The following is a 23141-nucleotide window of genomic DNA, read 5'->3' on the forward strand; positions in this document are numbered from 1 at the left end:
CGCTGCGGCTGCGGGCACGACGACGGGGTCGCGCTCAGGGGCCTCGTCAGCGGACGAGGACGGTCGTGCCGATCGGCATGGTCCCGGTGCTCCAGAACAGGTCCATCGCCGGGATGCTCACCCGGACGCAGCCGTGGGAGGCGGGGTACGCCGGCACCGACGGGTAGCCGTGCAGCGCGATGCCGCCGTTGAAGTACTTGGGGCGGTAGAGCTGGCCCAGCGGTGAGGCGTCCCAGCCGTTGACCTGGCGGAACACGTGGAACGTCCCGAGCGGCGTCACGGCCAGGTGCCATGCGCCGCTGCTCCAGTACGACTGCCCCGAGCCCGTGCTGGTGTTGAACGTGCGGCTGACCCGACCCGAGTCCACCACCAGCAGCACCTGGTGGGCCTTGTCGACCTCGACGACGTGGCCGGAGCGGGACCGCGGCACCGGGCGCACCCCGCGGTCGAGGGCCGACCAGGTCAGCGGGCCGCACACGCCGTCCCGCGTCAGGCCGGCCACCTTTTGCGCGGCGACGACGGCCTGCCGGGTCAGGTCCCCGAAGACGCCGTCGACGGCGCCGCACCAGTAGCCCAGCGCGGACAACCGCTGCTGCAGCGACTCGACGGCCGTGCCGCGGGACCCCGCGGACAGCGTGGGATGCGTTGCAGCGAGGGCGGATCCGGCCCCCTGAGCCACTCCGAGGACGCACGCCGTCGTGATGCCCATCGTCCCCCGGACCAACGATCGTCGACCGATGTCCACGTGCCCCTCCACCCGAGACCGGCGGCCGCTCCCGCGCCCTCCGCCGGGACCCTGCGGGCCTCCAGCGGCTCGCCGGGGTCCGTGGCATCAGTCTCGGTCGGGCCACCCGGTGCCACCTCCGCCATATGGCGGACCGCAGGGGCGCCGGGACTGCGCATGGTGAGGGCCGGTGCCCCCCGACACCGGCCCATCACCACTCCAGACGCACCACCAACGAGGAAGGTTGCGCCGTTTCCGAACTTTTTCGAGCACGTTCCCCGTGCTCATGGGCGCTCGTCCCTTCGCTCGATGTGACCCCGTGCCGCCCGGCCCATGCTGGACTCGGTCCGCACATCCGGCGGTCGGTGCCGGCATGTCGAAGGAGGGCTCACGATGATCGGGGCGACGATGGTGGTGGCCACCCTGCCGGTGACCGACCTGGACCGGGCCAAGGCGTTCTACGCCGACGTCCTGGGCCTCACGTTCCTGTGGGAGACGCCGGTCGGGGTGCGACTGCGGTGCGGCGACGTCAGCGAGGTCTCCCTCTTCAAGCGGCCGACGGTCACCACCGAGCACACCCTGGCCCATTTCGAGGTCCCCGACATCGAGGCGGTCGTCAGGGAGCTCGAGGCCAAGGGCGTGCAGTTCATCGACTACACCGAGGGGCCGCTGACGACCACCGGGCACATCGCCCAGCTCGGGCCGGCCCGCGGCGCGTGGTTCCGCGATCCCGACGGCAACACGCTCGGCCTGCGCCAGGCGTAGCCGACGTCGCACACCGTCAGAGGCCGGCGATCGCCTCATGGGTGCTGAGCACGCGCTGGGCGGTGTCGACGTGCAGGTTCTCGATCATCCGCCCGTTGTAGGTGACGACGCCGGCGCCCGCTCCCTGCTCCCACGCGGCGAGGATCCCCCGGGCCTCCTCGACCTGTGCCTCGCTCGGGGCGAATGTGTCGTTGCACGTCTCGACCTGGCCCGGGTGGATCAGCGTCTTGCCGTCGAAGCCCATCTGCCGACCCTGCAGGCACTCCGCGGCGAAGCCGTCGGCATCCTTGACGTCGTTGAAGACCCCGTCGAGGATCACTGTCCCCGTCGCCCGCGCGGCCAGCAGGCACAGGCCCAGCCCGGTCAGCAGCGGGGCGCGGCCGGGCACGTGCTCGGCATGCAGCTCCTTGGCCAGGTCGTTGGTGCCCATGACGAGCACGGTCAGGCGCTCGGACGCCGCGGCGATCTCCTCGCAGTGCAGCATCGCGACCGGGGTCTCGACCATCGCCCAGAGCCTGGTGTGCTCGGGGGCGCCTGCGGCCTCCAGGGCCGCGACGAGCTGGCGGACCTCCGCTGCCGAGCTCACCTTCGGCACGACGACGGCGTCCGGGCCGGCCGCGGCAGCGGCCGCGAGGTCCTCCTCGTGCCACCGGGTGCCGATGCCGTTCACCCGGATGGTCAGCTCGCGGCGGCCGTATTCACCGGACCGCACCGCCGCACAGGCGTTCTCGCGTGCCTGCTCCTTCGCGTCGGGGGCCACGGCGTCCTCGAGGTCGAGGATCAGCGCGTCGACCGGCAGCGTCTTGGCCTTCTCCAGCGCCCGCTCGTTGGAGCTGGGCATGTAGAGCACCGACCGCCGGGGACGGTAGCTCGTGGTGGCGGTCATCGGGTCTCCTCCTGCGCCGCGGGCACGGCATACAGCTCGGCGAGCTCGGGGTCGGTGGCCGCGAGCCGCTCGGCGAGCTCGACGATGACCAGGCACTGCTTGAGGCTGGCGTCGTCCTCCATCTTGCCGTCGAGCATGACCGCGCCGGTGCCGTCACCCATGGCCTCGACGACCCGGCGGGCGTGCGCGACGTCCTCGGCGGAGGGGCTGAACACGCGCTTGGCGATGGCGACCTGCACGGGGTGCAGCGACCACGTGCCGACGCAGCCGAGCAGGAAGGCGTTGCGGAACTGGTCCTCGCAGGCGACGACGTCCTTGATGTCCCCGAAGGGCCCGTAGTACGGCAGGATCCCGTGCATCGCGCAGGCGTCGACCATGCGGGAGATCGTGTAGTGCCACAGGTCCTGCTGGTAGGTCGCGCGGTCGGCGTGGACCGCGTCCTCGACTCCGGCCGGCGGGTCCTGTCGCACGAGGTAGCCGGGGTGACCACCGCCGACGCGGGTCGTCTTCATGCGGCGGTCCGCGGCCAGGTCGGCCGGGCCCAGCGACATGCCCTGCATGCGGGGGCTGGCGCCGGCGATGGCCTCGACGTTGGCGACGCCGCGGGCGGTCTCGAGGATGGCGTGGACGAGGATCGGGCGGGTCAGGCCCGCCTTCGCCTCGAGCTGGGCCAGCAGTCGGTCGACGTAGTGGATGTCCTCGGGCCCCTGCACCTTCGGGACCATGATGACGTCGAGCTTGTCGCCGATCTCGGTGACGAGCGTGATCAGGTCGTCGAGCACCCACGGGCTGTCCAGGGCGTTGACCCGGGTCCACAGCTGGGTGTGCTCGCCGAAGTCGGTCGCCCTCGCGATGGCGACCAGGCCCTCGCGGGCAGCCACCTTGCGGTCGGCCTTGACCGCGTCCTCGAGGTTGCCGAGGAGGACGTCGACAGTCCCGACCATGTCGGGGACCTAGGCGGCCATCTTCTCGTTGCTCGGGTCGAAGAAGTGGATGACGCGGGACGGTCGGGCCGGCACCTCACGGATCGGGGTGGGGGCGCCCACCGCCAACGGGGCGAAGAAGTCCTTGGGGCTGCGCACGCGGCGAAACTAGCAGCGCGGCTCCGCCACCGGTTATGACACAGTTCACGGTGTGACGCAGACCCCCGGCACCCCGGCCGGCCCGACGCCTGCAAGCGAGCCGGAGACGGCCGCCCTGCCCGCCGTCGAGGCGCCCACCCCGGCACCCGGGTCCACCCTGGCCCTGGTCGCCGAGGCCGCCGCCAAGTCCGGCCTGCTGTGGGTCGACGTGCCGGGTGACCGGGCCTGGCCGGTGTGGCACGAGTGGCTGGACGGGACGGCCTGGGTGGTCAGCGGGCCGGGAGAGCAGCCCATGCCGTGGCTGCCCGAGGAGGTCCCGATCATCCTGCGCAGCAAGGACTCCGGCGGCCGCCTGGTGCGCGTGCAGGCGCGCGTCGAGCGGATCACCCCGGCCGACGTGCGGTGGGAGTCGGCGACTGCGGCCCTCAAGGCCGCCCGGCTCAACAGCGTCGGCGACGACGTCGTGCAGCGCTGGGCCGAGCTGTGCACCGTCACAGCGCTGACGCCGTTCGGCGAGGCACTCGAGGGGCCGGGCTCGTACGACGACGCGTCCGGCGCGGCACCACCCGCACCCACCCCCGCCACGACGCGGACGTGGCGGCCGTGGCACCTCGGCGGCCGGCCCAAGCGGCGGCGCGGCACCCGCTGACCTCCCGCACGAGAGGCGGGCACACGGCATACCGGCAGTGTCGGCACGGACCTCGGTCGCGGCGTCCACAGCGCGGGCTAGCCTTGGCCCCGTGAACCCCATGACGCGCGTGTTCGTGGCACGCCTGGCCGGCCTGAGTGTGTTCGACCCGCTCGGCGACCAGGTGGGCCGGGTGCGCGACGTCGTGGTGACGTTCAGCGCGACCCGTCGCGCCCCGCGCGTCATCGGCCTCGTGGTCGAGGTGCCCGGGCGCCGGCGCGTGTTCGTCCCGATGACCCGGGTCACCAGCATCGACGCCGGGCAGGTCATCACCACCGGCCTGGTCAACATGCGCCGGTTCGAGCAGCGCGCCAACGAGACACTGGTCCTCGCCGAGCTGCTCGAGCGCGCGGTGCGGGTGACCACCCCGGAGGGCCCGTTCGAGGCGATCGTCGAGGACATCGCGATCGAGCAGGAGCGCAACCGCGACTGGGTCATCGTCAAGGTGTTCTGCCGCAAGCCGGTCGGCGGCTCGCGCAGCCTGTCGCGGCTCGGGCGGCGCCGCGGCGAGACCGTCCTCGTCGACGTCGCCGACGTCACCGGCCTGCGCCGCTCCGGCAGCGCGCAGAGCGCGGCCAAGCTGCTGGAGACCTACGACGACCTCAAGGCCGCCGACCTCGCCGAGGTCATCCACGACCTGACGCCCAAGCGCCGCGCCGAGGTGGCCGCCGCGCTCGACGACGAGAAGCTCGCCGACGTCATGGAGGAGCTGCCCGAGGACGACCAGGTCGAGATCCTCACGACCCTGGGCTCCGACCGCGCCGCCGACGTCCTCGAGGCCATGCAGCCCGACGACGCCGCCGACCTGCTCTCCGAGCTGCCGCCCGACACCGCCGAGCAGCTGCTGCAGATGATGGAGCCGGACGAGGCGGCGCCGCTGCGGCGGCTGCTGGCCTACGACGAGAACACCGCCGGTGGCCTGATGACCACCGAGCCGGTCATCCTCGGCCCCGAGGCCACCATCGCCGAGGCGCTGGCCGTGGTCCGCCGGGCCGAGCTGTCCCCCGCGCTGGCCGCGACGGTGTTCGTGTGCCGCTCGCCGCTGGAGACCCCGACCGGCAAGTACCTCGGCGTCGTGCACATCCAGCGGCTGCTGCGTGAGCCCCCGCACGCGGCGATCGGCTCGATCCTCGACCGCGACCTCGAGCCGCTGACGCCCAACGCGCCGCTGGGGCAGGTGACCCGCATGCTGGCCACCTACAACCTCGTCGGGGTGCCCGTGGTCGACGACGACGGCCGCCTGCTCGGCGCGGTCACGGTCGACGACGTGCTCGACCACATCCTTCCCGACGACTGGCGCGAGGACCGGCACGAGGTGACCCATGGCCACTGACCGCTTCGACCGCAACGCACCCCGGCTGGACCAGCCACGGGAGGTGCGCCGGACCCTGCTGCCGCGCCCGAGCTTCAACCCCGAGACCTTCGGCCGGGCCAGCGAGGCCTTCGCCCGGTTCATGGGCACCGCGCGGTTCCTGGTCTACATGACCGCCTTCGTGGTGCTCTGGATCCTCTGGAACGCCGCCGGCCCCAAGGACCTGCGGTTCGACCCCTACGCCTTCATCTTCCTGACCCTGATGCTCAGCCTGCAGGCGTCGTACGCCGCGCCGCTGATCCTGCTCGCCCAGAACCGCCAGGCCGACCGCGACCGGGTAGCCCTGGAGCAGGACCGGGCCCGCGACGAGCGCAACCTGGCCGACACCGAGTACCTCACCCGCGAGGTCGCGGCCCTGCGGATCGCGCTGCGGGACATGGCCACCCGCGATTTCCTGCGCTCCGAGCTGCGCAGCCTGCTCGAGGAGATGGAGGAGCGCGGCGTGAGCGTCGCATCCGCCTCCGAGCTCGGCGACGGGAGCGGTGACCAGCCCGCGGAACGCGACGGCGCGCGACCGACCTAGCATGGGGGCATGCCCGCCCCCACCCAGGACGCCCTGCTCGCCGCGCTGTCGACGGTCAACGACCCCGAGATCCGCAAGCCGATCACCGAGCTCGGCATGGTCGAGTCGGTCGAGGTCGACGACGCCGGCCGCGTCGCCGTCACCATCCTGCTCACGGTGTCGGGCTGCCCGATGAAGGACACGCTCACCAAGGACTCCACCGCGGCGCTGTCCGCCGTCGAGGGCGTTACTGGCGTGGACGTCACCCTCGGCGTCATGAGCCCGGAGCAGCGGGCCGGCCTGCGCGAGCAGCTGCGTGGCGGGGTCGCCGAGAAGGAGATCCCCTTCGCCAAGCCCAACAGCCTGACCCGCGTCTACGCGGTTGCCTCAGGCAAGGGCGGCGTCGGCAAGTCGTCGGTCACGGTCAACCTCGCCGCGTCGCTGGCCGAGCAAGGGCTGCGCGTCGGCGTGGTCGACGCCGACGTCTACGGCTTCTCCGTGCCGCGCATGCTCGGCGTCGAGCACCGCCCCACCCAGGTCGATGACATGATCCTGCCGCCGGTCAGCCACGACGTGAAAGTCATCTCGATCGGCATGTTCGTGCCCGGCAACCAGCCGGTGGTGTGGCGCGGGCCGATGCTGCACCGCGCGCTCCAGCAGTTCCTCGGCGACGTGTTCTGGGGCGACCTGGACGTGCTGCTGCTCGACCTGCCCCCGGGCACCGGGGACATCGCCATCTCGGTGGCCCAGCTCATCCCCAACGCCGAGATCCTCGTGGTCACCACGCCGCAGCAGGCCGCCGCGGAGGTGGCCGAGCGCGCCGGGTCCATCGCCCTGCAGACGCACCAGCGCATCGTCGGCGTCATCGAGAACATGTCGTGGCTCGAGCTGCCCGACGGCTCCCGCCAGGAGATCTTCGGCTCCGGCGGCGGCCAGACCGTGGCCGACTCGCTGACGCGCTCGGTCGGCGCCCAGGTGCCGCTGCTTGGCCAGATCCCGCTGGACACAAGCCTGCGCGAGGGCGCCGACCAGGGCACGCCCGTGGTCCTCGGCTCCCCCACCAGCCCGGCTGCGGTGGCCCTGCGCGGTATCGCGCGCGGCCTCGCCACCCGCTCGCGCGGCCTGGCCGGCCGCTCCCTGGGTCTCACCCCCGCCGGTCGCTGACGCGACCCGCATGAGCCCCGTCGGGTGAGCTCAGGTGGCGTCGACGTCCCACGGGGTCGGCAGGGCCGGGTCTCGACGGGGCCGCGACGGCTCCTTGAACGGGTTGTACGCCGAGAAGTCCTCCTCGCCGTCCTCGAGCAAGGCTTCGCGCACGATCCGCCGCGGGTCGTACTGCCGCGGGTCGAAGGCCTGCCAGTCGATGTCGTCGAACTCTGGCCCCATCTGCTCGCGCAGCTGGCTGCGCGCGTTGTCGGCCATCACGCGGGCCTGCTTGATCAGGGTGCGCAGCTTCGCGGCGTACTCCGGCAGTCGTTCCGGGCCGAGCACGACCACGCCGATCACGATCAGGAGGATGAACTCCCAGCCGTTGATGTCGAGGATGTTCACGCGTGGGCCCTTGCGTCGCCGGTGACGGCGATCAGTCCGTCGCCGCTTGCAGGGTCATCCTGACAGTTCGCTCGGTCGTCCCGCGACGCACGGTCAGGGTCACCGTCTCGCCGACCGAGCGGGCCCGGATCGACACGACGAGCTGGTCGGGGTCGGAGATGACGCGGCCGTTGAACTTCAGGATGACGTCACCGGCCTTGAGGCCGGCCTTGTCCGCCGGGCCACCCTGGGTGATCGGGGCGCGACCGCCCTTGGACGAGGCGGCGATCCGGACGCCCTCGCCCTCGTAGGCCGTGTCGAGGATGACCCCGATGACCGGGTGCGAGGCTTTGCCGGTCGTCATCAGCTGGTCGGCCGTCTTGCGGGCCTGGTCGCTGGGGATGGCGAAACCCACGCCGATGCTGCCGGACTGTCCGGAGTCGAGCGGGCTCGAGCCCGGGATCCGGGCGATGGCCGAGTTGACGCCGATGACGCGGCCGGACATGTCCAGCAGCGGGCCGCCGGAGTTGCCGGGGTTGATCGCGGCGTCGGTCTGGATCGCGTTGATGAACGCGGGGGCGTCGTCAGCCCCGCCCGGGGTCACCGGACGGTTCAGTGCGCTGACGATCCCGCTGGTGACCGTGCTCTCCAGGCCCAACGGGGCCCCGACGGCCACGACCGGGTCGCCCACGACGACCGAGGCCGAGCTGCCGAGCGGCAGGACCGGCAGGCCGGTGCGCTTCACCCGCACGACAGCGAGGTCGTACGACGCGTCGCGGCCGACGATGGTGGCCGGCAGCTGGGAGCCGTCGGAGAACTCGACCCGGATGCTGCCGGTGGCCGCGGCCGAGGACACCACGTGGTTGTTGGTCAGGATGAAGCCGTCACTCTTGATCACGAAGCCCGACCCGGTCCCCTGGCCGTCCGCGCCCTTGACCTTGAGCGTGACGACCGACGGGAGGGCCCTGGCTGCGATGCCGGCGATCGACCCCTGGGGACGGCTCGTCGAGCCGGGCTGGGGCACCGGGAGCACCCCGGCGGAGGTGAGGCCGGAGCTGCGGGTGGCGATCAGCGCGCCGGCGGTCCCGCCCAGCAGCGCGGCGAGCAGCACCGCGGCGGCCACCACTGCGACCGTGCCGGTGCTCCACCGGGACGACCGGGGGCCAGGGGCAGCGCTCGTGGGCGGAGGCGGGCCGCCGGCCGGCGGGTCGCCCGCACCCTGGGGCAGCGGTGCGGTGACGTCGGCCGAGTGGGCGTGGGGCCACGCGGAGAAGGCCACCGGCGCCGTCGCCCACGGGGACGGGTCCGGCGCCGGGGCGCTGGCCCACGGCTGCCCGGCTCCCCGAGGCGGCATCGCCCCCGGCGCCGCGGCGGGCGTCCCGGCCGCGCCTGGAGCGTGGGCGGCGCCAGCCGCGTCCTGCGCGGGCGGGTGGGGTGCGGCAGGCAGGTGCGTGTAGGGCTCACCGGTGGGCGGCGGGAACCCGGCAGCACCGGGCGTCGGCGACTGTCGTGCGACGTCGACCGGCTCGGTCTGCTCCCCGGAGGGGTCCCGCTGCTGCTCAGTCATGGAGTGATTCTGCCCAATGGGCACGGCGGACCGTCATCGAGGTCTGCGGCACCGGCTGGGAGCGGCCCAGCCCCGGCCGCAGGACCGCGACCGTCCGGGCGAAGGTCGTGGAGGGTGCGGGGGCAGCCCAGCTCGGCGTGGGGGCCACCGGCTGCACCGGCGCGGCCGCAGGGGTCGCGACCCCGATGCTCCACGCGGCAGCCGCCGACGCACCTGCCGCCAGTCCGGCGAGCATGGCGGCACGGACCGGTGAGCGGTGCAGGGCCGGCGCGTCACGGCGGACCAGGCCCAGCGGAGCCGGCCCGACCGGGGCGGGCGCCTGCGCCGCCAGGTCGAGCAGGGAGGCCTGCAGCCGGCTCGGCGGCCCGGGCATCCGCGCCTCGCGCAGCGAGCCCAGGAGACGCCGCTCCGCGGCGGCGAGCTCACGGCATACGGCGCAGGCCACCAGGTGACGGTCGCAGGCGTGCTGCAACGACGGGGGAAGGACACGGTCGACGTATGCGCTGACCAACGTCCCGAGGTGCTGGGTGCCGACCCCGTCGGCGGGGCGCGGGCTCATCGCGTCCCCGGCACGACCCGCCCGAGCGCGAAGCCCCGACGGGCGGGACGGGCGACCGGAGCCGGGCGCGCCTCCGGGGCCCGGTGCGCGAGAGCCTCGCGCAGCTGAGCCCGGCCGCGGTGGATGCGGGAGCGGACCGTGCCGAGCTTGATGCCCAGCGTGGCCGCGATCTCCTCGTAGGACAGGCCCTCGATGTCGCACAGGACCACCGCGGCGCGGAAGTCCGGCGAGAGCGCGTCGAGCGCGCGCTGCACGTCGTCGTCGAAGTGGGTGTCGGCGTAGTGCTGCTCCGGCCCGGCCTCGTGGCTGGCCAGGCGGCCGGCGGCGTCCTCGGGCAGCGCGTCGAAGCGGATCCGCTGCTTGCGGCGCATCCGGTCGAGGAAGACGTTGGTCGTGATGCGGTGCAGCCAGCCCTCGAAGGTGCCCGGCTGGTAGGAGCCGAGCGAACGGAAGACGCGGATGAACACGTCGTGCGTGAGGTCCTCGGCGTCGTGGACATTGCCGGTGAGGCGGTAGGCCAGCCGGTAGACGCGCGCCGAGTGCTGGGTGACGATCTCCTCCCACGTGGGCGGGACCCACCCCTCCTGGTCCACCGCGGAGGCCGGCCTGGCTGCGTCGTGCTGCCGTCCGGTCGTCGCGTTGGTCACCGTCTCCACCTCCGGGGGCGTCGTCCTGCGGGGCGACGCGGTCAGGGACATCACAGCAACCATGACGGTTGCAGGCCCTCCATCGTTCCTGACCGACCTGAGAGATTGCTGGGGAAGCCCGACGCGGGGGCCCGCATGGACTAGCCCGCTCCCCCGTGCTGGGGTCAGCGGGGCGGCTGGGGCAGCCGGGGCGGTGTCGGCAGTAGGGTTGGGCGCATGAGTGCGCAGAAGCCGGCGAGCTGGGCCTATTCGGAGGAGTTCGTCGCCGAGAGTGACGTCATCGAGCGGGCTCGCCTGCGCGGTGAGACGCTCGGCTGCGTGCCCGTGCTTCCCGGCGCCGGGGCGACCCTGCGCCTGCTCGCCGCCACCGCGTCGGCCAAGGCCGTCGTCGAGATCGGCACCGGCGCCGGCGTCTCCGGTCTCTGGCTGATGGAGGGGATGCCGGCCGACGGCGTGCTGACCACGATCGACGTCGAGGCCGAGCACCAGCGCGCCGCCCGCGAGGCCTACGCCGCGGCCGGGATCGCCCCGCAGCGCACGTGGGTCATCACCGGCCGCGCCCTGGACGTGCTCCCCCGGCTCACCGACGGTGCCTACGACATGGTCGTCGTGGACGGCGACAAGTCCGAGTACCCGCAGTACGTCGAGCAGGCGGTGCGCCTGCTGCGCTCCGGCGGCGTCCTGGCCATCGACAACATGCTCTGGCACGACCGGGTCGCCGACCCGGCAGCCCGGGACGCGGTCACCACGACCCTGCGCGACCTCGGCAAGCGGCTGCGCGACGACGACGAGCTCATCCCCACCCTGCTGCCGGTGGGCGACGGGGTCCTCGCGGCCGTCAAGCGCTGACGTCCGGCCGCAGGCTCAGAGACCGAGCCGTCGGCGCGCCCCCTCGAGGAGGCGCGCCGGCCACCGGACGGCGACTCACATCTCGCCGGGACCGGCCCCGTAGCTGAACCCGGACGGGCCCTCGGCGATGGCGACGACCTCGAAGGGCTCGATGAGCTCGGGCGCCGACCCGATGATCTTGCTGCCCGGCGACGTGGCAGCCTCCGCGGCGAAGGTCTGGGCGAAGCTGTCGCGTGCCGCCTGGGTCGCCCACACGTAGGTGCCTTCGAACCACTCGCCCTCGCGCATCCGCCAGGTCTTGAACGACAGCCCCTCGCGCCGGGCGAACTTGCCCATCGACTCGCCGACGACGTAGTCGCGCAGCGCGGCCTCGACGCCCTCCGGCGCGTCCGCCAGCGACCAGCGGACGCTCAGCCCGTAACCCGCACTCATCGCACACCCTCCAGGTAGGTCAGCAGCAGCCGTGCACCGAAGCCGGTGGCCCCCCGGGTGAGGTGGCCGCTGTCCTTGTCGCTGCGACCGGCCCCGGCGATGTCGAGGTGCGCCCAGCGACGCCCCCCGACGAACTCGCGCAGGAACAGCGCCGCGGTGATCGAGCCGCCCCCGACCTTGCCGGACGCGATGTGGTTGACGTCAGCGAGCTCGGAGTCGATGGCGGCACGGTAGTCCTCCACCAGCGGGAACGGCCACAGGGCCTCCCCCGTCGCGGTGGCGGCCGCCTGCAGCGCCCGCTCCAGCCGTTCGTCGGTGGCGTAGAGCGGGGCCATCCCCCGGCCCAGCGCCAGGGTCGCGGCACCGGTCAGCGTGGCGATGTCGATCAGCACGTCGGGGTCGAGCTCGGCGTCGGCGTAGGCCAGCGCGTCGGCCATGACCAGCCGGCCCTCGGCGTCGGTGTTGCCGATCTCCACCCGCCGCCCGCCGTACTGGGTGATGACGTCACCGGGGCGGTAGCTGGAGCCGCTGACGGCGTTCTCGGCGAGGGCGAGCAGGCCGGTGACCCGCACCGGCACCTCCAGGTCGCGGCAGGCGGCCAGCACGGCCAGCACGATCGCCGAGCCGGACATGTCGGTCTTCATGGCCAGCATCGCCTCGGCGGGCTTGATGTCCAGCCCGCCGGTGTCGAAGGTGATGCCCTTGCCGACGAGGACGACGTGCGGGGTGTCGTCGCCGGCGCCCTCCGGGGTCCAGGTGAGCTCGACCAGGCGCGGCGGGCTGTCGCTGCCGCCACCGACCGCGAGCAGGCCGCCGAAGCCCTCACGGCGCAGGTCGGCATCGGCCCGGACCGAGACCTCCAGCCCATGTCGGCGTCCGAGGGTGCGGGCCTGGGCGGCCATCCACGCGGGGTTCTTGATGTTGGACGGCGTGACGGCGAGGTTGCGCGCGAGCATGGTGGCCCGGCACCGCAACGCGGACCGCGTGAGGACGGGCTCGTCATACCGGCCGGCGAAGGTGAGCAACCGCACCGGCGCGGTCGCCTCGGTGGCCCCCCACCGCGGCGTGGAGTAGCCGCCGAGGACCAGGCCCTCCACGACCGCGGCGGCCGCGCCGACCCCGGCACTGGAGCCGAGCGTGGTGACCAGGTGCGAGCGGGCCTTGGCCGCACGACCGACGGCGGCGCCGGCAGCGCGCAGGTCCTGGGGCGTGCCGGCCCCGGTGCCAGCCAGGAGCAGGGTGCGCACCCCTCGCTCGCCGGGCACGAGCGGGATGGTGGTGAGGCTGCCGGCCTTGGTCGACGGCTCCCAGGCGGCGGTCAGCGCCGCGGGGTCCTGCCCCAGCGCTGCGAGCGCCGCGGCCACCGGACCGGCCGTGGGCAGCGGGGCATCCGCGCCGACCGGCAGGGCCAGCACGAGGTCGGGGTCGTCGACGTCGACCAGCACGTCGGTCAGTGCCCCGGGGCGCACGTCGATGTCGGGCAGGGCGGGCGTCAGCAGGTCCGGCACGGCCGCGAGCCTACCCAGTGCCCCGGCCGGGGTCTCCGGGCGTGACGAAACCCCCGCCCGGTGGCACCGGACGGGGGTTCCTCAGTCAGTGGTCGGGCTCAGCCGACGCCCTCGCAGCCCTTGATGGCCTCGCCGAGGGCCGCGGCCTCGTCAGGGGTCATCTCGACAACCAGGCGACCGCCACCCTCGAGGGGCATGCGAAGCACGATGCCGCGCCCCTCCTTGGTGACCTCGAGCGGGCCGTCTCCGGTCCTCGGCTTCATCGCCGCCATGGGTGAACCCCTTCCTCGGGTTGCGTGGAAATCCTCTTGTGCGCCTCGTCCACGCCGGGGCTTCCCCCTCGAATGCACACACTCTTGTGACCATTATCGCGTCAAGGTCCCGCAAGGCGAAATCCGTTTGAGACAGACTGTGCCGCGTGCACGCCCGTTCCGCGTTGTTCGACCTCTACGGCGACCATCTGCGCGACCGCGACGGCTGGGCGCCGATCGCCGGGATCGTGCGCCTGCTCGGCGCCGTGGACGTGGCCCCGCCGGCGGTCCGCACCGCCGTGTCACGCATGGTGCGCGAGGGGTGGCTGGAGCCGGTCGAACGGCAGGGACAACGCGGGTATGCCGCGACGCCGCGGGCCCGGGCGCGCCTCGCCGAGGCGCACGCCCGGATCTACCGCACCCGCGACGAGTCGTGGGACGGCTGCTGGCACGTGGTCGTCGTCGACCACGCCAGCGAGCGCGCCCGCCGCGGCCGGGTGGCTGCGGCCCTGAGCTACCTGGGCTACGCCCGGATGGCCCCGGACACGTGGATCGCCCCGCGGGAGAACGCCGAGCTGGCCGGGACCCTGGCCGCCGAGGGCCTGCCGGCGCGGGCGTTCAGTGCGCGCTACGCCGCCGAGGGGGCCGAGCTCGCGGAGTCGCTGTGGGACCTGCAGGGTCTCGCCGCGGCATACCGCGAGTTCGTCGCCCAGGCCCGCACCGTGCAGGCGGACCGGCCCGCGGACCGGGGCCCGGAGGCGGCCTTCGCCGCCCGGACGCTGTTGGTCCACGAGTGGCGCAAGTTCCTGTTCCGGGACCCCGGCCTGCCGGCGCAGGTGCTGCCGGCCGACTGGCCGGGGCACGAGGCAGCCGTGTTGTTCGACACAACCGCCAGCGCGCTACTCCCGCTGGCCCGTGAATTCGTGGACAGTTGCCTCGCACCCGACCCCAAGCCGAGGAGCTGACCCGCACCATGTCCGAGACCCCGTCGACCGCCGCACCGCACCCGGACTCGGACGCCCCGGTGCTGCTGGACGTCTCGGACGGCGTCGCCACCGTCACCCTCAACCGCGCGGGGGCGATGAACGCGCTCGACATCGCCACCAAGGACCTCCTGCTCGCCGCCCTGCAACGGGTCGCCGACGACCCCGAGGTGCGCTGCGTCGTCCTGACCGGCACCGGCCGGGCCTTCTGCGTGGGCCAGGACCTGCGCGAGCACATCTCCCTGTTGCAGTCCCGGGACGCGGCGCTGTGGGAGACGGTGCCCCGGCACTACAACCCGATCACCGAGCTCATCGCGACGATGAACAAGCCGGTCATCGCCGCGATCAACGGGGTGGCGGCCGGCGCCGGCGCGGCGTTCGCGTTCGCGGCCGACCTGCGGGTCATCGTCGACGGCGGCGGCTTCAACCTCGCCTTCGCCGGGATCGCCCTGTCCTGCGACTCGGGGTCGTCGTGGTCGCTGCCGCGCCTGATCGGCACCGCGAAGGCCAAGGAGCTGCTCCTGCTCCCCCGGACGGTGCCGGCCGGCGAGGCGCTGCAGCTCGGGCTGGTGACCAAGGTCGTCACTGCCGAGGAGCTGCCCGGCGTGGTGGCCGAGCTGGCCCGCACCCTCGCCGACGGGCCGACCCTGGCCTACGGCTCGATCCGGCGCGCCGTGGCCTTCTCCGCCGGGCACGACCTGACCTCCTCGCTGGCGCACGAGAGCGAGCTGATGACGCTGACCGGGCAGAGCGAGGACCACCAGGCAGCGGTGTCGGCGTTCCTCGCCAAGGAGAAGCCGGTCTTCCACGGCCGCTGAGGCCCGGGCCTCCCGACGACGACGGCCGTCAACCCCACGACTGAACACCGCGAATCCGTCGTTTCGAGGCCCTGACGGGCCCGAAACGACGGATTCGCGGTGTCCGGTGGGAGCTGGGGACGGGTCAGGGCGGGGTGTCGGCCCACGGGGTGTAGGTCAGCAGGGTCACCGTCCACACCACCACGCCCAGGAGCAGCGCGAGGGTCACCAGGCCCAGGCGCCGGGGCCAGGTGTCCAGCACGTGGCCCCCGTCGGCGCCGCGCACGGTCATGCTCACCACGATCGCGGCGAGCGGGAAGTCCAGGATCAGGAAGCGCCACATGCTCGTGATCGGCCGCACCACGGCGAGCAGGTACAGCGGGTAGACCACGGCCCACGCGCGCACCTCCGGCGCCAGCCACCGACCGTGGCGGCCCAGGACCAGCGACAGGTACGACGCGACGATGCCGATGAGCAGGAGCACACCCGCGACGCCCATGTGGTCCCACGCCCACGTCAGCCAGGCCACGAACGGGCCCTTGTCCGGGCGCTGACCCCACGCCGCCTGCACCTCGAAGAACGCGCTCATCCGCCCGGTGGCCACCCCGACCACGAGCGGCCACGCCACCGCCGAGACGGCCGTGGAGACCAGCAGCACCGCGGCGCTGACCCGCTGCCCGGGCAGGAACGCCCGGCCCTCACGGCGCCACCGGAGAAACAGGTGCAACGCCACGACCAGCCCGACCGGGGGTGCCACGGCGCGGGTGAAGCCCAGCGCCAGCACCGCCACGGACGCCCAGAGGTAGCGCCGGCGCAGCAACAGGACGAAGAAGGCCAGCAGCAACGCCACGGCCAGCGCCTCGGTGTAGGCCACCTGCAGCACGGCCGTGGCCGGGTACAGGCACCACAGCATCGTCGCCAGGAGGGCCATGCGCCTGGCCAGGACCGTCGTCGCGCCGTCCTGCAGCACGTGCCACATCAGCACGACCGCCGCCGCGCCGGCGGCGAGGTTGACGACCAGCGCGGCCCCGGTGAACGGGATCCCCACAGCGGTCAGCAGCCGCACCAGCAGCGGGAACCCGGGGTAGAACGCCCACGCGCTGAAGGTCACCTGGCCGCTGAACGCGTCCACCGGCAGGGGCAGCGGATACCCGTGGACGACCACCTCGCGGTACCACGTGCCGTCCCAGATGGGCACCATGTCGAGGTAGCCCGGGTGCGAGGAGTGGACGCCCGCGGGCTCCTGGACCCACATCGCGGTGGCCTGGACGACCAGGGCCGTGACGACCCGGCTGACGGCCCATGCCCACAGCAGCACCACCCACGTCGGCTTCGCGAGCAGCCGGTCACGCAGCGCCCGGATCACGGCGGGAAGTCCGTCGGGGGCACGAACCGCAGCAGCTCCCAGACCCACCAGACCTCACCGGCCAGGCCCAGGACGACCAGCAGCCCGGCACGCCAGGGCAGCAGGCGCTCCCGGCGGTCGGTCCAGCCGCCGCCCACCGCGACGACGGCTAGCGGGAACATCGGGAGCAGGTAGCGGTAGATGCTGGTCCACGGGTCGAGGACCAGCACCAAGTAGGCGGCGTAGGACAGGGTCCACACCCGCAGCTCCGGCCCCAGCGCGCGCGCCCAGGGCCCCAGCATCATCGCGAGCAGGAGCACCCCGATGACCACCAGCCAGATCGGGCCCCACGTGTCGCCGGCCAGGTAGTGCGCCATGTCCCACCACGGCTTCACCGGGACGATCTCGCCCCCGGAGCGCCACGTGGCCATGGTGTCGGTGTAGGCCGTGGGGTCGCCGGTGGCCCAGCCGGCGATGGCCGGCCACATCAGCCCCGCCACTCCGCAGCCGGCCAGCGCGGACAGCGCGGCGGCACCCTCGCGGATCCGGACCGGCTCCTCGGCGCGACGGCGCCAACGCAGCCACACCGCCACGAGCGTCACCACGGCCAGCGGCGCGGCGATGGGCCGGGTCAGCCCGATGGCCAGGGCCAGGGAGGTCGCGGTGAGCCAGCGCTCCCGGCCGATGGCGAGCAGGTAGCCGCACAGCAGCAGCATCGCCAGGCTCTCGGTGTAGGCCAGCTGCAGGACGGGCGCGGACAGGAAGGCGGCGAACACCGCCACGCCGGCGATCGCCGCCCGGCGGCCGACCCGGTCGCGCAGCAGCACGCCCATGAGCCCGGCCGCCCCGGTGCCGCACACCAGGGACAGGGTCGAGGCCACCACCGGGAAGCCCAGCCCGGTCACCCACATCAGGCAGCGGGCGATCATCGGGAACGCGGGGTAGAACGCCCAGTCGTTCTGCTGGATGTCGCCGTTGATGACCGGCAGCCGGTCGGGGTAGCCGACCTCGGCGATGTGCCGGTACCAGCTGCCGTCCCAGAGCACGGTCATCGAGAAGTAGTCGGGGTGCGGTCCGGTCCAGCTCACCGGCGCCTGGTAGTGCGCGACGACCGCGATGACCACCGTCGAGAACAGGCGGCACAGCAGGTAGACCCCGATGACGACGGCGAGGAAGGGACGCTGGCGCAGGCGCCTCATGCGCCGCCCCGGTGGCAGCCGCGGACGTGGTCGTCGACCAGCCCACAGGCCTGCATCGCGGCATACATCGTCGTGGGCCCGACGAAGACGAAGCCGTGCCGCTTGAGCGCCTTGGCCAGTGCCACCGACTCCGGCGACGTGGCCGGCACCTCGGCCATGGTCCGCGGCCGCTGGTGCCGCTCGGGGGCATGCGACCAGACCAGCGCGTCGAGGCCGCCCCGGTCGCGCAGGGCCACCACGGCGCGGGCGTTGGTGAGTGCGGCGTTGACCTTGAGCCGGTTGCGCACGATGCCGGTGTCGGCCATGAGCCGGGCGACGTCGGCGTCCCCGAACCCGGCGACCGCTCCGGCGTCGAAGCCGGCGAACGCCGCCCGGAACGCCTCGCGCTTGCGCAGGATCGTCAGCCAGGAAAGCCCGGACTGGAACGCCTCGAGGGTGAGCCGCTCGAACAGAGCGGTCTCACCGTGGACCGGCACGCCCCACTCGGTGTCGTGGTATGCCGTGTAGTCGGGGGTGCTCCCGGCCCAGCCGCAGCGGGCCAGCCCGTCCGCACCGACGACGGCGCCGTCACCGCTCACCGCCGGCCTCCTTCTCGGCGCGGGCGACCATGGCGTCGACGGCCCGGCCGAACATGGCGCGGTTGACGCGGTCGGCGACCGGGGCCAGCAGCCGGCCGACCGGGCGCGGTCGCACGGTGATGTCCTCGACCCAGCGCAGCGAGGCGCCGTCGGGGCCGGGCGCGACGGTGACCGCGGCCCAGCCGGCGAGGACCCGGCCCGTCTTGCGCACCCGGAACTCCCCGTCCGCGGCGTCGGTCGGCGGTTGCCAGTGGGTGACCACCATCGAGTCGGCGAAGGAGAGGGGGCCGACGCCCGAGACGCCGGCGAAGCCGTAGCCCACCCGGGTCGGACCGTCGTCGAGCTGCATCCGCGTGAGCGGCATCCAGTCGGCGTAGCCCGCCCAGTCGGTCACCACCCGCCACAGCGTGGCCGGGTCGGCGTGCACCGACCGCGTGATCTCGAACGTTCCCATGCCCTGCCCGTGTCTGCTCGCGGTTGGTGGTCAGCCCTCGGTCGCCGCGCGGGAGGCTCGCAGCGCGGCCAGCTCCTCGTCGCGCGCCGCGAGCTCGTCGGCGAGCCGGTCGAGCACGGCATCGACCTGGTCCATACGGTAGCCGCGCAGCCCGAGGTCGAAACGCAGCCCCGTGACGTCCTGCGCCGCGAGGCGGCCCGGCACCAGCCCCTCGAACGGCGACGTGGACACCGGGTCGGCCATCACGCCGCCGATCCGGCCGGTCACCACGGCCGCGGTCAACCCGATGAGCAGGACCACCACGAGCAGAAAGAACACGATCACGGGATGATCGTGCCATGCCCCAGCATGTGCCCCCCGGTCGTGACCTGCGTCTGCGTGGCCGCGTCTTCGCCCCGGGCGAGACCGGACTGATGGCGATCATCAACCGCACCCCCGACTCCTTCTACGACCAGGGCATGTTCCTCGACGACGACGTGGCCCTGGACGCGGTCGACCGGGCGGTCCACGACGGGGCCGACGCGGTCGACCTCGGCGGGGTGCGGGCCGGACCGGGACCCGACGTCAGCGCCGCCGAGGAGGAGCGCCGGGTCGTGCCGTTCCTGCGCGCGGTGCGAGAGCGCTACCCGGACCTGATCATCAGCGTGGACACGTGGCGGGCCTCGGTCGCCGACGCCTCCTGCGCGGCGGGCGCGGACATCGTCAACGACGCGTGGGCCGGGCACGACCCGGAGCTGACCTCGGTCGCGGCGCAGTGGGGCGCGGCATACATCTGCGCGCACACCGGCGGCCACCCTCCGCGGACCGACCCGCACCGGGTGCGCTACGCCGACGTGCTCGGGCAGGCCGTGGCCGACCTGCTCGGCCAGGCCGACCGGGCCGTGCAGGCCGGGGTGCGCGAGGACGGCCTGCTCATCGACGCCGCGCAGGACTTCGGCAAGAACTCCTACCACTCGCTGCGGCTCACCGGCGGCGTGGCGACCCTCGTGGAGACCGGCTGGCCGGTGCTGCTGGCGGTGTCCAACAAGAAGTTCATCGCCGAGACGCTGGGTCTGGACGGCAAGAAGTCCGACCGGGTGACGGGGACGCTGACGACGACGGCCGTGGCGGCCTGGGAGGGCGTGCGGCTCGTCCGGGCGCACGACGTCGCGGCGACCCGGCAGGTGCTGGACATGGTGGCAGGACTGCGCTCGGGGGTGCCGGCACTGGCCCGCCGGGCGCTGGCCTGACGGGCGCTGGCCTGACGGGCCGTGGGCGACGCGCCTGTCCCGCCGTGGCGAGGTCAGGCGGTGCGGTCGTCCTCGACGACGTGCTGGTCGACCAGGGTGCCGGTGAGCATGCGGACCAGCTCGGGCACGTCCTCCTCGGCGAGTCGCAGCGTGGCCCGGCAGATCTCGTCCTGCCAGATCGAGAGCACCACGCGGCCGGCGTCCGGGTGGGAGGAGATCCGCAGCCGGCGCCCGGCGGCGTCACGCCCGGCGATGGTGCTGCCGCGACGCGGCAGCGGGGAGACCATGGTCACGTGCTCACTATGCGGGACAGGTGAGCGGGCGCGCTACTGCTTCCGACGGATGCGCTACTCGGGGCGCTGCGGGACGTGGCCGTTCTCGGCTCGCAGGATGATGTCGACCGCCTCGTCGGCGTCGTCGGTCAGGTGCAGCAGGTCGATGTCCGTGAGGGTGATCGTTCCGGCGGCGCCCGCGGTGCCCCGCAGCCAGTCCAGCAGGCCGCCCCAGTAGTCGCGACCCATGAGCACCAGCGGGAACGAGGTCACCTTGCGGGTCTGCACCAGGGTGAGCGCCTCGAACAGCTCGTCGAGGGTGCCGAACCCGCCGGGCAGGACGATGAACCCCTGGGCGTACTTGACGAACATCGTCTTGCGGGCGAAGAAGTAGCGGAAGTTGACGCCGAGGTCGACGTAGCGGTTGAGCCCCTGCTCGAAGGGGAGCTCGATGCCCAGCCCCACGCTGGTGCCACCGGCCTCCAGGGCGCCCTTGTTGGCCGCCTCCATGGCGCCGGGGCCGCCACCGGTGATGACCGCGTAGCCCGCCTCGACCAGCTTGCGGCCCACCTTCACCCCGAGGGCGTATGCCGGGTCGTCGGGGCGGGTGCGCGCCGAACCGAACACGCTCACCGCCGGGCCGAGCTCGGCCAGGGCGCCGAAGCCCTCGACGAACTCGCTCTGGATGCGCATGACCCGCCACGGGTCGGCGTGCAGCCAGTCGACGGGTCCACGGCTGTCCAGCAGGCGCTGGTCGGTCGTGGTCGGCGGGACCTGGCTGCCCCGGAGGGTGACCGGACCGGTGTGGTACTCGAGGTTCTCGCTCACACGGTCAACCTACGGGAGGTGCTCACGCCAGCCAGCGCAGCAGGGCCGCCTCGGCGTCGACCAGCTGCTGCACCGGCACCCGCTCGTCGTCGTGGTGGGCCAGGTTGGGGTCGCCAGGGCCGAAGTTGACCGCCGGGATGTCGAGGGCGGAGAACCGCGCCACGTCGGTCCAGCCCTCCTTGGCGGTCACCGGCACGGCGAGGGCGTCCACGAAGGCCTTGGCAGCGGGCAGCTGCAGGCCCGGGCGCGCGCCGTCGGCGGCGTCGGTGACGCGCACGTCGTAGCCCTCGAACAGCTCGCGCAGGTGCTCCTCCGCCTCGGCGCTGGTCATGCTCGGCGCGAAGCGGTAGTTGACGACGACCACGCACTCGTCGGGGATGACGTTGCCGGCGATGCCGCCGCGGATACCGACCGCGTTGAGCGCCTCGTGGTACGCGAGCCCGTCCACCTCCACGGTCTGCGCCTCGTAGGCCGTCAGCCGGCCCAGGATGGCGTGCGCCCCGTGGATGGCGTTGACGCCGTTCCACGGCCGGGCGGAGTGGGCGGCCTTGCCCCGGGCGGTCACCTCGACCCGGATGGTGCCCTTGCACCCGCCCTCGATGCCGCCGTCGGTGGGCTCGAGCAGCACCGCGAAGTCGGCCTCGAGCAGCTCGGGGCGGTTGCGGCCCACCCGGGCCAGGCCGTTGCGCTCGCTCTCGACCTCCTCGCAGTCGTAGAACACGAACGTGACGTCGCGGCTGGGCTCGGCCACGGCGGCGGCGATGCGCAGCTGCACCGCGACCCCGCCCTTCATGTCGACGGTGCCGCGCCCGACGAGCTCGTCGCCCTCACGGCGCGTGGGCAGGTTCGGCGGCGTGGTCAGCGGCACGGTGTCGAGGTGGCCGGCGAGGACGACGCGCTCCGGGCGACCCAGGTCGGTGCGGGCGATGACCGTGTTGCCGTCGCGGGTGACGCTCAGGTGCGGCAGCGCGGTCAGCGCCTCCTCGACCGCGTCGGCGAGCGCCTGTTCGTTGCCGCTCACCGACTCCAGGTCACACAGGGCGGCGGTGAGGCTGACGACGTCGGTGCTCAGGTCCAGGCGGCTCATGCCCCGCAGCGTATCCGGCGGGTGGCCACCTCCCCGGTGGCCTCTTCTAGGCTGTGCGCCATGACCGACACGCGCACCGCCTGGGGCTGGGGACTGGCCACCGTCACGAGCGAGGGAAAGGTGCTGGACACCTGGTTCCCGAGCCCCGCGCTGGGGGCCGCCGACAGCAACGACCCCTACGGTGCCCCGCCGGAGCTGGCCGGGCTGGCCAAGGAGGACCCCCGCCGCGGGGTGACCCTGCGCCTCGTGCACGTCGTCATCGACCTCGACGAGGCCCCCAGGGACGCCTCCGACGCCTACCTGCGCCTGCACCTGCTCTCCCACCGCCTGGTGCAGCCCAACACGATCAACCTCGACGGCATCTTCGGTGCTCTTTCCAACGTCGTGTGGACCAACTACGGCCCGTGCCCGGTGGAGGGCTTCGAGCGGACCCGCCTGCGGCTGCGCGAGCAGGGCCCGGTACAGGTGTTCGGCGTGGACAAGTTCCCCCGGATGACCGACTACGTCGTCCCCGGCGGCGTGCGGATCGCCGACGCCGACCGCGTGCGCCTGGGCGCCCACCTGGCCGAGGGCACCACCGTCATGCACGAGGGCTTCTGCAACTTCAACGCCGGCACCCTGGGCACCTCCATGGTCGAGGGCCGCATCGTGCAGGGCGTCGTGGTCGGGGACGGCTCAGACGTCGGCGCCGGGGCCTCGATCATGGGCACCCTCTCGGGTGGCGGCACCGATCGGGTCAGCATCGGTGAGCGCTGCCTGCTCGGCGCCAACGCCGGCATCGGGATCGCCCTGGGCGACGACTGCGTCGTCGAGGCCGGTCTCTACGTCACCGCCGGCACCAAGGTGACCCTCGAGGACGGCCGCGTGGTCAAGGCCAGGGAGCTCTCGGGCACCCCCGGCCTGCTGTTCATCCGCAACTCGGTCACCGGAGCCGTCGAGGCCCGTTCCCGCACCGGCCAGGGCATCACGCTGAACAGCGCGCTGCACGCCAACACCTGAGGAGCTGA

At 73.3% G+C, this 23141-nt stretch carries 27 protein-coding genes and 1 pseudogene; 10 read left to right on the forward strand and 18 right to left on the reverse strand.

All coding sequences use genetic code 11. From position 1 onward, the window contains the following. Positions 1-46: 46 nt before the first annotated feature. Positions 47-745 (reverse strand): L,D-transpeptidase family protein, encoded by a 699-nt coding sequence (locus ACXVGS_RS12810; RefSeq protein ID WP_458533430.1) that lies wholly within the window; start codon positions 743-745, stop codon positions 47-49. Positions 746-1117: 372 nt separating this feature from the next. On the opposite strand from ACXVGS_RS12810, the gene ACXVGS_RS12815 reads away from it, so the two are divergent. Beyond that, positions 1118-1489: a VOC family protein gene (locus ACXVGS_RS12815; protein WP_458535075.1), complete on the forward strand. Its 372-nt coding sequence runs from the start codon at positions 1118-1120 to the stop codon at positions 1487-1489. A 16-nt stretch (positions 1490-1505) separates the two neighbouring features. Here ACXVGS_RS12815 and ACXVGS_RS12820 read toward each other — a convergent pair whose 3' ends face one another. Further along, entirely contained in the window at positions 1506-2375 is an 870-nt protein-coding gene (locus ACXVGS_RS12820; protein ID WP_458529848.1) for an HpcH/HpaI aldolase/citrate lyase family protein, read from the reverse strand. After that, positions 2372-3457 (reverse strand): annotated as a pseudogene (locus ACXVGS_RS12825) (HpcH/HpaI aldolase/citrate lyase family protein). Before ACXVGS_RS12825 ends, ACXVGS_RS12820 begins: the two are co-directional and overlap by 4 nt. A gap of 52 nt (positions 3458-3509) precedes the next feature. On the opposite strand from ACXVGS_RS12825, the gene ACXVGS_RS12830 reads away from it, so the two are divergent. From ACXVGS_RS12830 to ACXVGS_RS12845, 4 genes are all read left to right on the forward strand, one after another. After that, the gene (locus tag ACXVGS_RS12830) at positions 3510-4106 is read left to right on the forward strand and encodes a hypothetical protein (protein ID WP_458529850.1); all 597 of its coding nucleotides are present in this window, start codon (positions 3510-3512) and stop codon (positions 4104-4106) included. Positions 4107-4206: 100 nt separating this feature from the next. Further along, positions 4207-5478: a magnesium transporter MgtE N-terminal domain-containing protein gene (locus tag ACXVGS_RS12835; RefSeq protein WP_458529877.1), complete on the forward strand. Its 1272-nt coding sequence runs from the start codon at positions 4207-4209 to the stop codon at positions 5476-5478. Beyond that, positions 5468-6040 carry a DUF1003 domain-containing protein gene (locus tag ACXVGS_RS12840; RefSeq protein WP_458529851.1) on the forward strand — a complete coding sequence of 191 codons (573 nt, stop codon included), beginning with the start codon at positions 5468-5470 and terminating at the stop codon, positions 6038-6040. The genes ACXVGS_RS12835 and ACXVGS_RS12840 overlap by 11 nt, the downstream gene beginning before the upstream one ends. A gap of 9 nt (positions 6041-6049) precedes the next feature. After that, on the forward strand, positions 6050-7183 hold the full coding sequence (locus ACXVGS_RS12845; RefSeq protein WP_458529852.1) for an Mrp/NBP35 family ATP-binding protein: 1134 nt from the start codon (positions 6050-6052) through the stop codon (positions 7181-7183). Positions 7184-7213: 30 nt separating this feature from the next. Here the strand turns inward: ACXVGS_RS12845 and ACXVGS_RS12850 are convergent, their stop codons facing one another. Genes ACXVGS_RS12850 through sigE form a run of 4 tightly spaced genes read right to left on the reverse strand, consistent with a single transcriptional unit; the run spans position 7214 to position 10367 of the window. After that, positions 7214-7564: a preprotein translocase subunit TatA gene (locus ACXVGS_RS12850; RefSeq protein ID WP_458529878.1), complete on the reverse strand. Its 351-nt coding sequence runs from the start codon at positions 7562-7564 to the stop codon at positions 7214-7216. Positions 7565-7601: 37 nt separating this feature from the next. Further along, the gene (locus tag ACXVGS_RS12855) at positions 7602-9116 is read right to left on the reverse strand and encodes a trypsin-like peptidase domain-containing protein (protein ID WP_458537020.1); all 1515 of its coding nucleotides are present in this window, start codon (positions 9114-9116) and stop codon (positions 7602-7604) included. Beyond that, the gene (locus ACXVGS_RS12860; RefSeq protein ID WP_458529854.1) at positions 9109-9675 is read right to left on the reverse strand and encodes an anti-sigma factor family protein; all 567 of its coding nucleotides are present in this window, start codon (positions 9673-9675) and stop codon (positions 9109-9111) included. The genes ACXVGS_RS12855 and ACXVGS_RS12860 overlap by 8 nt, the downstream gene beginning before the upstream one ends. Next, entirely contained in the window at positions 9672-10367 is a 696-nt protein-coding gene (gene sigE / locus ACXVGS_RS12865; RefSeq protein ID WP_458529879.1) for an RNA polymerase sigma factor SigE, read from the reverse strand. Before sigE ends, ACXVGS_RS12860 begins: the two co-directional genes overlap by 4 nt. 171 nt (positions 10368-10538) lie before the next feature. Here sigE and ACXVGS_RS12870 point away from each other — a divergent pair, with 171 nt between their 5' ends. Beyond that, complete coding sequence (locus ACXVGS_RS12870) at positions 10539-11171, forward strand: O-methyltransferase (RefSeq protein ID WP_458537021.1); 633 nt, start codon at positions 10539-10541, stop codon at positions 11169-11171. Between the two features lie 75 nt (positions 11172-11246). Here ACXVGS_RS12870 and ACXVGS_RS12875 read toward each other — a convergent pair whose 3' ends face one another. From ACXVGS_RS12875 to ACXVGS_RS12885, 3 genes are all read right to left on the reverse strand, one after another. Next, positions 11247-11603: a hypothetical protein gene (locus tag ACXVGS_RS12875; RefSeq protein WP_458529856.1), complete on the reverse strand. Its 357-nt coding sequence runs from the start codon at positions 11601-11603 to the stop codon at positions 11247-11249. After that, a complete protein-coding gene (locus tag ACXVGS_RS12880) occupies positions 11600-13111 on the reverse strand; it encodes a leucyl aminopeptidase family protein (protein WP_458537022.1) in 1512 nt (503 codons plus the stop codon). The genes ACXVGS_RS12875 and ACXVGS_RS12880 overlap by 4 nt, the downstream gene beginning before the upstream one ends. A 98-nt stretch (positions 13112-13209) precedes the next feature. Then, complete coding sequence (locus ACXVGS_RS12885; RefSeq protein ID WP_141789273.1) at positions 13210-13383, reverse strand: DUF3117 domain-containing protein; 174 nt, start codon at positions 13381-13383, stop codon at positions 13210-13212. 146 nt (positions 13384-13529) lie between these two features. On the opposite strand from ACXVGS_RS12885, the gene ACXVGS_RS12890 reads away from it, so the two are divergent. Both ACXVGS_RS12890 and ACXVGS_RS12895 read left to right on the forward strand, forming a co-directional pair. Next, complete coding sequence (locus ACXVGS_RS12890; protein ID WP_458532568.1) at positions 13530-14327, forward strand: PaaX family transcriptional regulator; 798 nt, start codon at positions 13530-13532, stop codon at positions 14325-14327. An 8-nt stretch (positions 14328-14335) separates the two neighbouring features. Next, on the forward strand, positions 14336-15163 hold the full coding sequence (locus tag ACXVGS_RS12895) for an enoyl-CoA hydratase/isomerase family protein (RefSeq protein WP_458529859.1): 828 nt from the start codon (positions 14336-14338) through the stop codon (positions 15161-15163). 124 nt (positions 15164-15287) lie between these two features. On the opposite strand, the gene ACXVGS_RS12900 is transcribed toward ACXVGS_RS12895, so the two are convergent. From ACXVGS_RS12900 to ACXVGS_RS12920, 5 genes are read right to left on the reverse strand one after another with little or no spacing between them, the layout of a single operon-like run. Continuing rightward, on the reverse strand, positions 15288-16508 hold the full coding sequence (locus tag ACXVGS_RS12900; RefSeq protein ID WP_458529860.1) for a hypothetical protein: 1221 nt from the start codon (positions 16506-16508) through the stop codon (positions 15288-15290). After that, on the reverse strand, positions 16505-17686 hold the full coding sequence (locus ACXVGS_RS12905; protein WP_458529861.1) for a hypothetical protein: 1182 nt from the start codon (positions 17684-17686) through the stop codon (positions 16505-16507). Before ACXVGS_RS12905 ends, ACXVGS_RS12900 begins: the two co-directional genes overlap by 4 nt. Further along, positions 17683-18264 (reverse strand): DNA-3-methyladenine glycosylase I, encoded by a 582-nt coding sequence (locus tag ACXVGS_RS12910; protein ID WP_458532553.1) that lies wholly within the window; start codon positions 18262-18264, stop codon positions 17683-17685. The genes ACXVGS_RS12905 and ACXVGS_RS12910 overlap by 4 nt, the downstream gene beginning before the upstream one ends. Continuing rightward, on the reverse strand, positions 18254-18718 hold the full coding sequence (locus ACXVGS_RS12915; RefSeq protein WP_458537023.1) for an SRPBCC family protein: 465 nt from the start codon (positions 18716-18718) through the stop codon (positions 18254-18256). The genes ACXVGS_RS12910 and ACXVGS_RS12915 overlap by 11 nt, the downstream gene beginning before the upstream one ends. Before the next feature lie 30 nt (positions 18719-18748). Further along, positions 18749-19042: a DivIVA domain-containing protein gene (locus ACXVGS_RS12920; RefSeq protein ID WP_458529864.1), complete on the reverse strand. Its 294-nt coding sequence runs from the start codon at positions 19040-19042 to the stop codon at positions 18749-18751. Positions 19043-19056: 14 nt separating this feature from the next. Here ACXVGS_RS12920 and folP point away from each other — a divergent pair, with 14 nt between their 5' ends. Next, positions 19057-19947 (forward strand): dihydropteroate synthase, encoded by an 891-nt coding sequence (gene folP / locus ACXVGS_RS12925; protein WP_458529865.1) that lies wholly within the window; start codon positions 19057-19059, stop codon positions 19945-19947. Between the two features lie 53 nt (positions 19948-20000). Here folP and ACXVGS_RS12930 read toward each other — a convergent pair whose 3' ends face one another. The 3 genes from ACXVGS_RS12930 to dapE are packed head-to-tail and all read right to left on the reverse strand — an operon-like array spanning position 20001 to position 22134. Beyond that, positions 20001-20240, reverse strand: coding sequence for a hypothetical protein (locus ACXVGS_RS12930; protein ID WP_141789281.1), 240 nt, complete (start codon positions 20238-20240; stop codon positions 20001-20003). 54 nt (positions 20241-20294) lie between these two features. Beyond that, positions 20295-21047, reverse strand: coding sequence for an LOG family protein (locus ACXVGS_RS12935; RefSeq protein ID WP_458529866.1), 753 nt, complete (start codon positions 21045-21047; stop codon positions 20295-20297). A 22-nt stretch (positions 21048-21069) separates the two neighbouring features. Beyond that, positions 21070-22134, reverse strand: a complete 1065-nt coding sequence (gene dapE, locus ACXVGS_RS12940; RefSeq protein ID WP_458529867.1) for a succinyl-diaminopimelate desuccinylase — start codon at positions 22132-22134, stop codon at positions 21070-21072. 60 nt (positions 22135-22194) lie between these two features. Between dapE and dapD the strand changes: the two genes are divergently transcribed. Next, positions 22195-23133 carry a 2,3,4,5-tetrahydropyridine-2,6-dicarboxylate N-succinyltransferase gene (gene dapD, locus ACXVGS_RS12945; RefSeq protein WP_458529868.1) on the forward strand — a complete coding sequence of 313 codons (939 nt, stop codon included), beginning with the start codon at positions 22195-22197 and terminating at the stop codon, positions 23131-23133. Positions 23134-23141: the final 8 nt, after the last annotated feature.

The sequence above is a fragment of the Oryzihumus sp. genome (assembly GCF_054325275.1).

Bases quoted from the DNA above. Each gene is read 5' to 3' on its own strand.
- ACXVGS_RS12870 (WP_458537021.1), top strand. From the start codon at position 10,539: ATGAGTGCGCAGAAGCCGGCGAGCTGGGCCTATTCGGAGGAGTTCGTC.
- ACXVGS_RS12835 (WP_458529877.1), top strand. From the start codon at position 4,207: ATGACGCGCGTGTTCGTGGCACGCCTGGCCGGCCTGAGTGTGTTCGAC.
- ACXVGS_RS12875 (WP_458529856.1), bottom strand. From the start codon at position 11,603: ATGAGTGCGGGTTACGGGCTGAGCGTCCGCTGGTCGCTGGCGGACGCG.
- ACXVGS_RS12885 (WP_141789273.1), bottom strand. From the start codon at position 13,383: ATGGCGGCGATGAAGCCGAGGACCGGAGACGGCCCGCTCGAGGTCACC.
- ACXVGS_RS12820 (WP_458529848.1), bottom strand. From the start codon at position 2,375: ATGACCGCCACCACGAGCTACCGTCCCCGGCGGTCGGTGCTCTACATG.
- dapD (WP_458529868.1), top strand. From the start codon at position 22,195: ATGACCGACACGCGCACCGCCTGGGGCTGGGGACTGGCCACCGTCACG.
- ACXVGS_RS12855 (WP_458537020.1), bottom strand. From the start codon at position 9,116: ATGACTGAGCAGCAGCGGGACCCCTCCGGGGAGCAGACCGAGCCGGTC.
- folP (WP_458529865.1), top strand. From the start codon at position 19,057: ATGCCCCAGCATGTGCCCCCCGGTCGTGACCTGCGTCTGCGTGGCCGC.
- ACXVGS_RS12840 (WP_458529851.1), top strand. From the start codon at position 5,468: ATGGCCACTGACCGCTTCGACCGCAACGCACCCCGGCTGGACCAGCCA.
- dapE (WP_458529867.1), bottom strand. From the start codon at position 22,134: ATGAGCCGCCTGGACCTGAGCACCGACGTCGTCAGCCTCACCGCCGCC.
- ACXVGS_RS12905 (WP_458529861.1), bottom strand. From the start codon at position 17,686: ATGAGGCGCCTGCGCCAGCGTCCCTTCCTCGCCGTCGTCATCGGGGTC.
- ACXVGS_RS12815 (WP_458535075.1), top strand. From the start codon at position 1,118: ATGATCGGGGCGACGATGGTGGTGGCCACCCTGCCGGTGACCGACCTG.
- ACXVGS_RS12845 (WP_458529852.1), top strand. From the start codon at position 6,050: ATGCCCGCCCCCACCCAGGACGCCCTGCTCGCCGCGCTGTCGACGGTC.
- ACXVGS_RS12895 (WP_458529859.1), top strand. From the start codon at position 14,336: ATGTCCGAGACCCCGTCGACCGCCGCACCGCACCCGGACTCGGACGCC.
- ACXVGS_RS12915 (WP_458537023.1), bottom strand. From the start codon at position 18,718: ATGGGAACGTTCGAGATCACGCGGTCGGTGCACGCCGACCCGGCCACG.
- ACXVGS_RS12860 (WP_458529854.1), bottom strand. From the start codon at position 9,675: ATGAGCCCGCGCCCCGCCGACGGGGTCGGCACCCAGCACCTCGGGACG.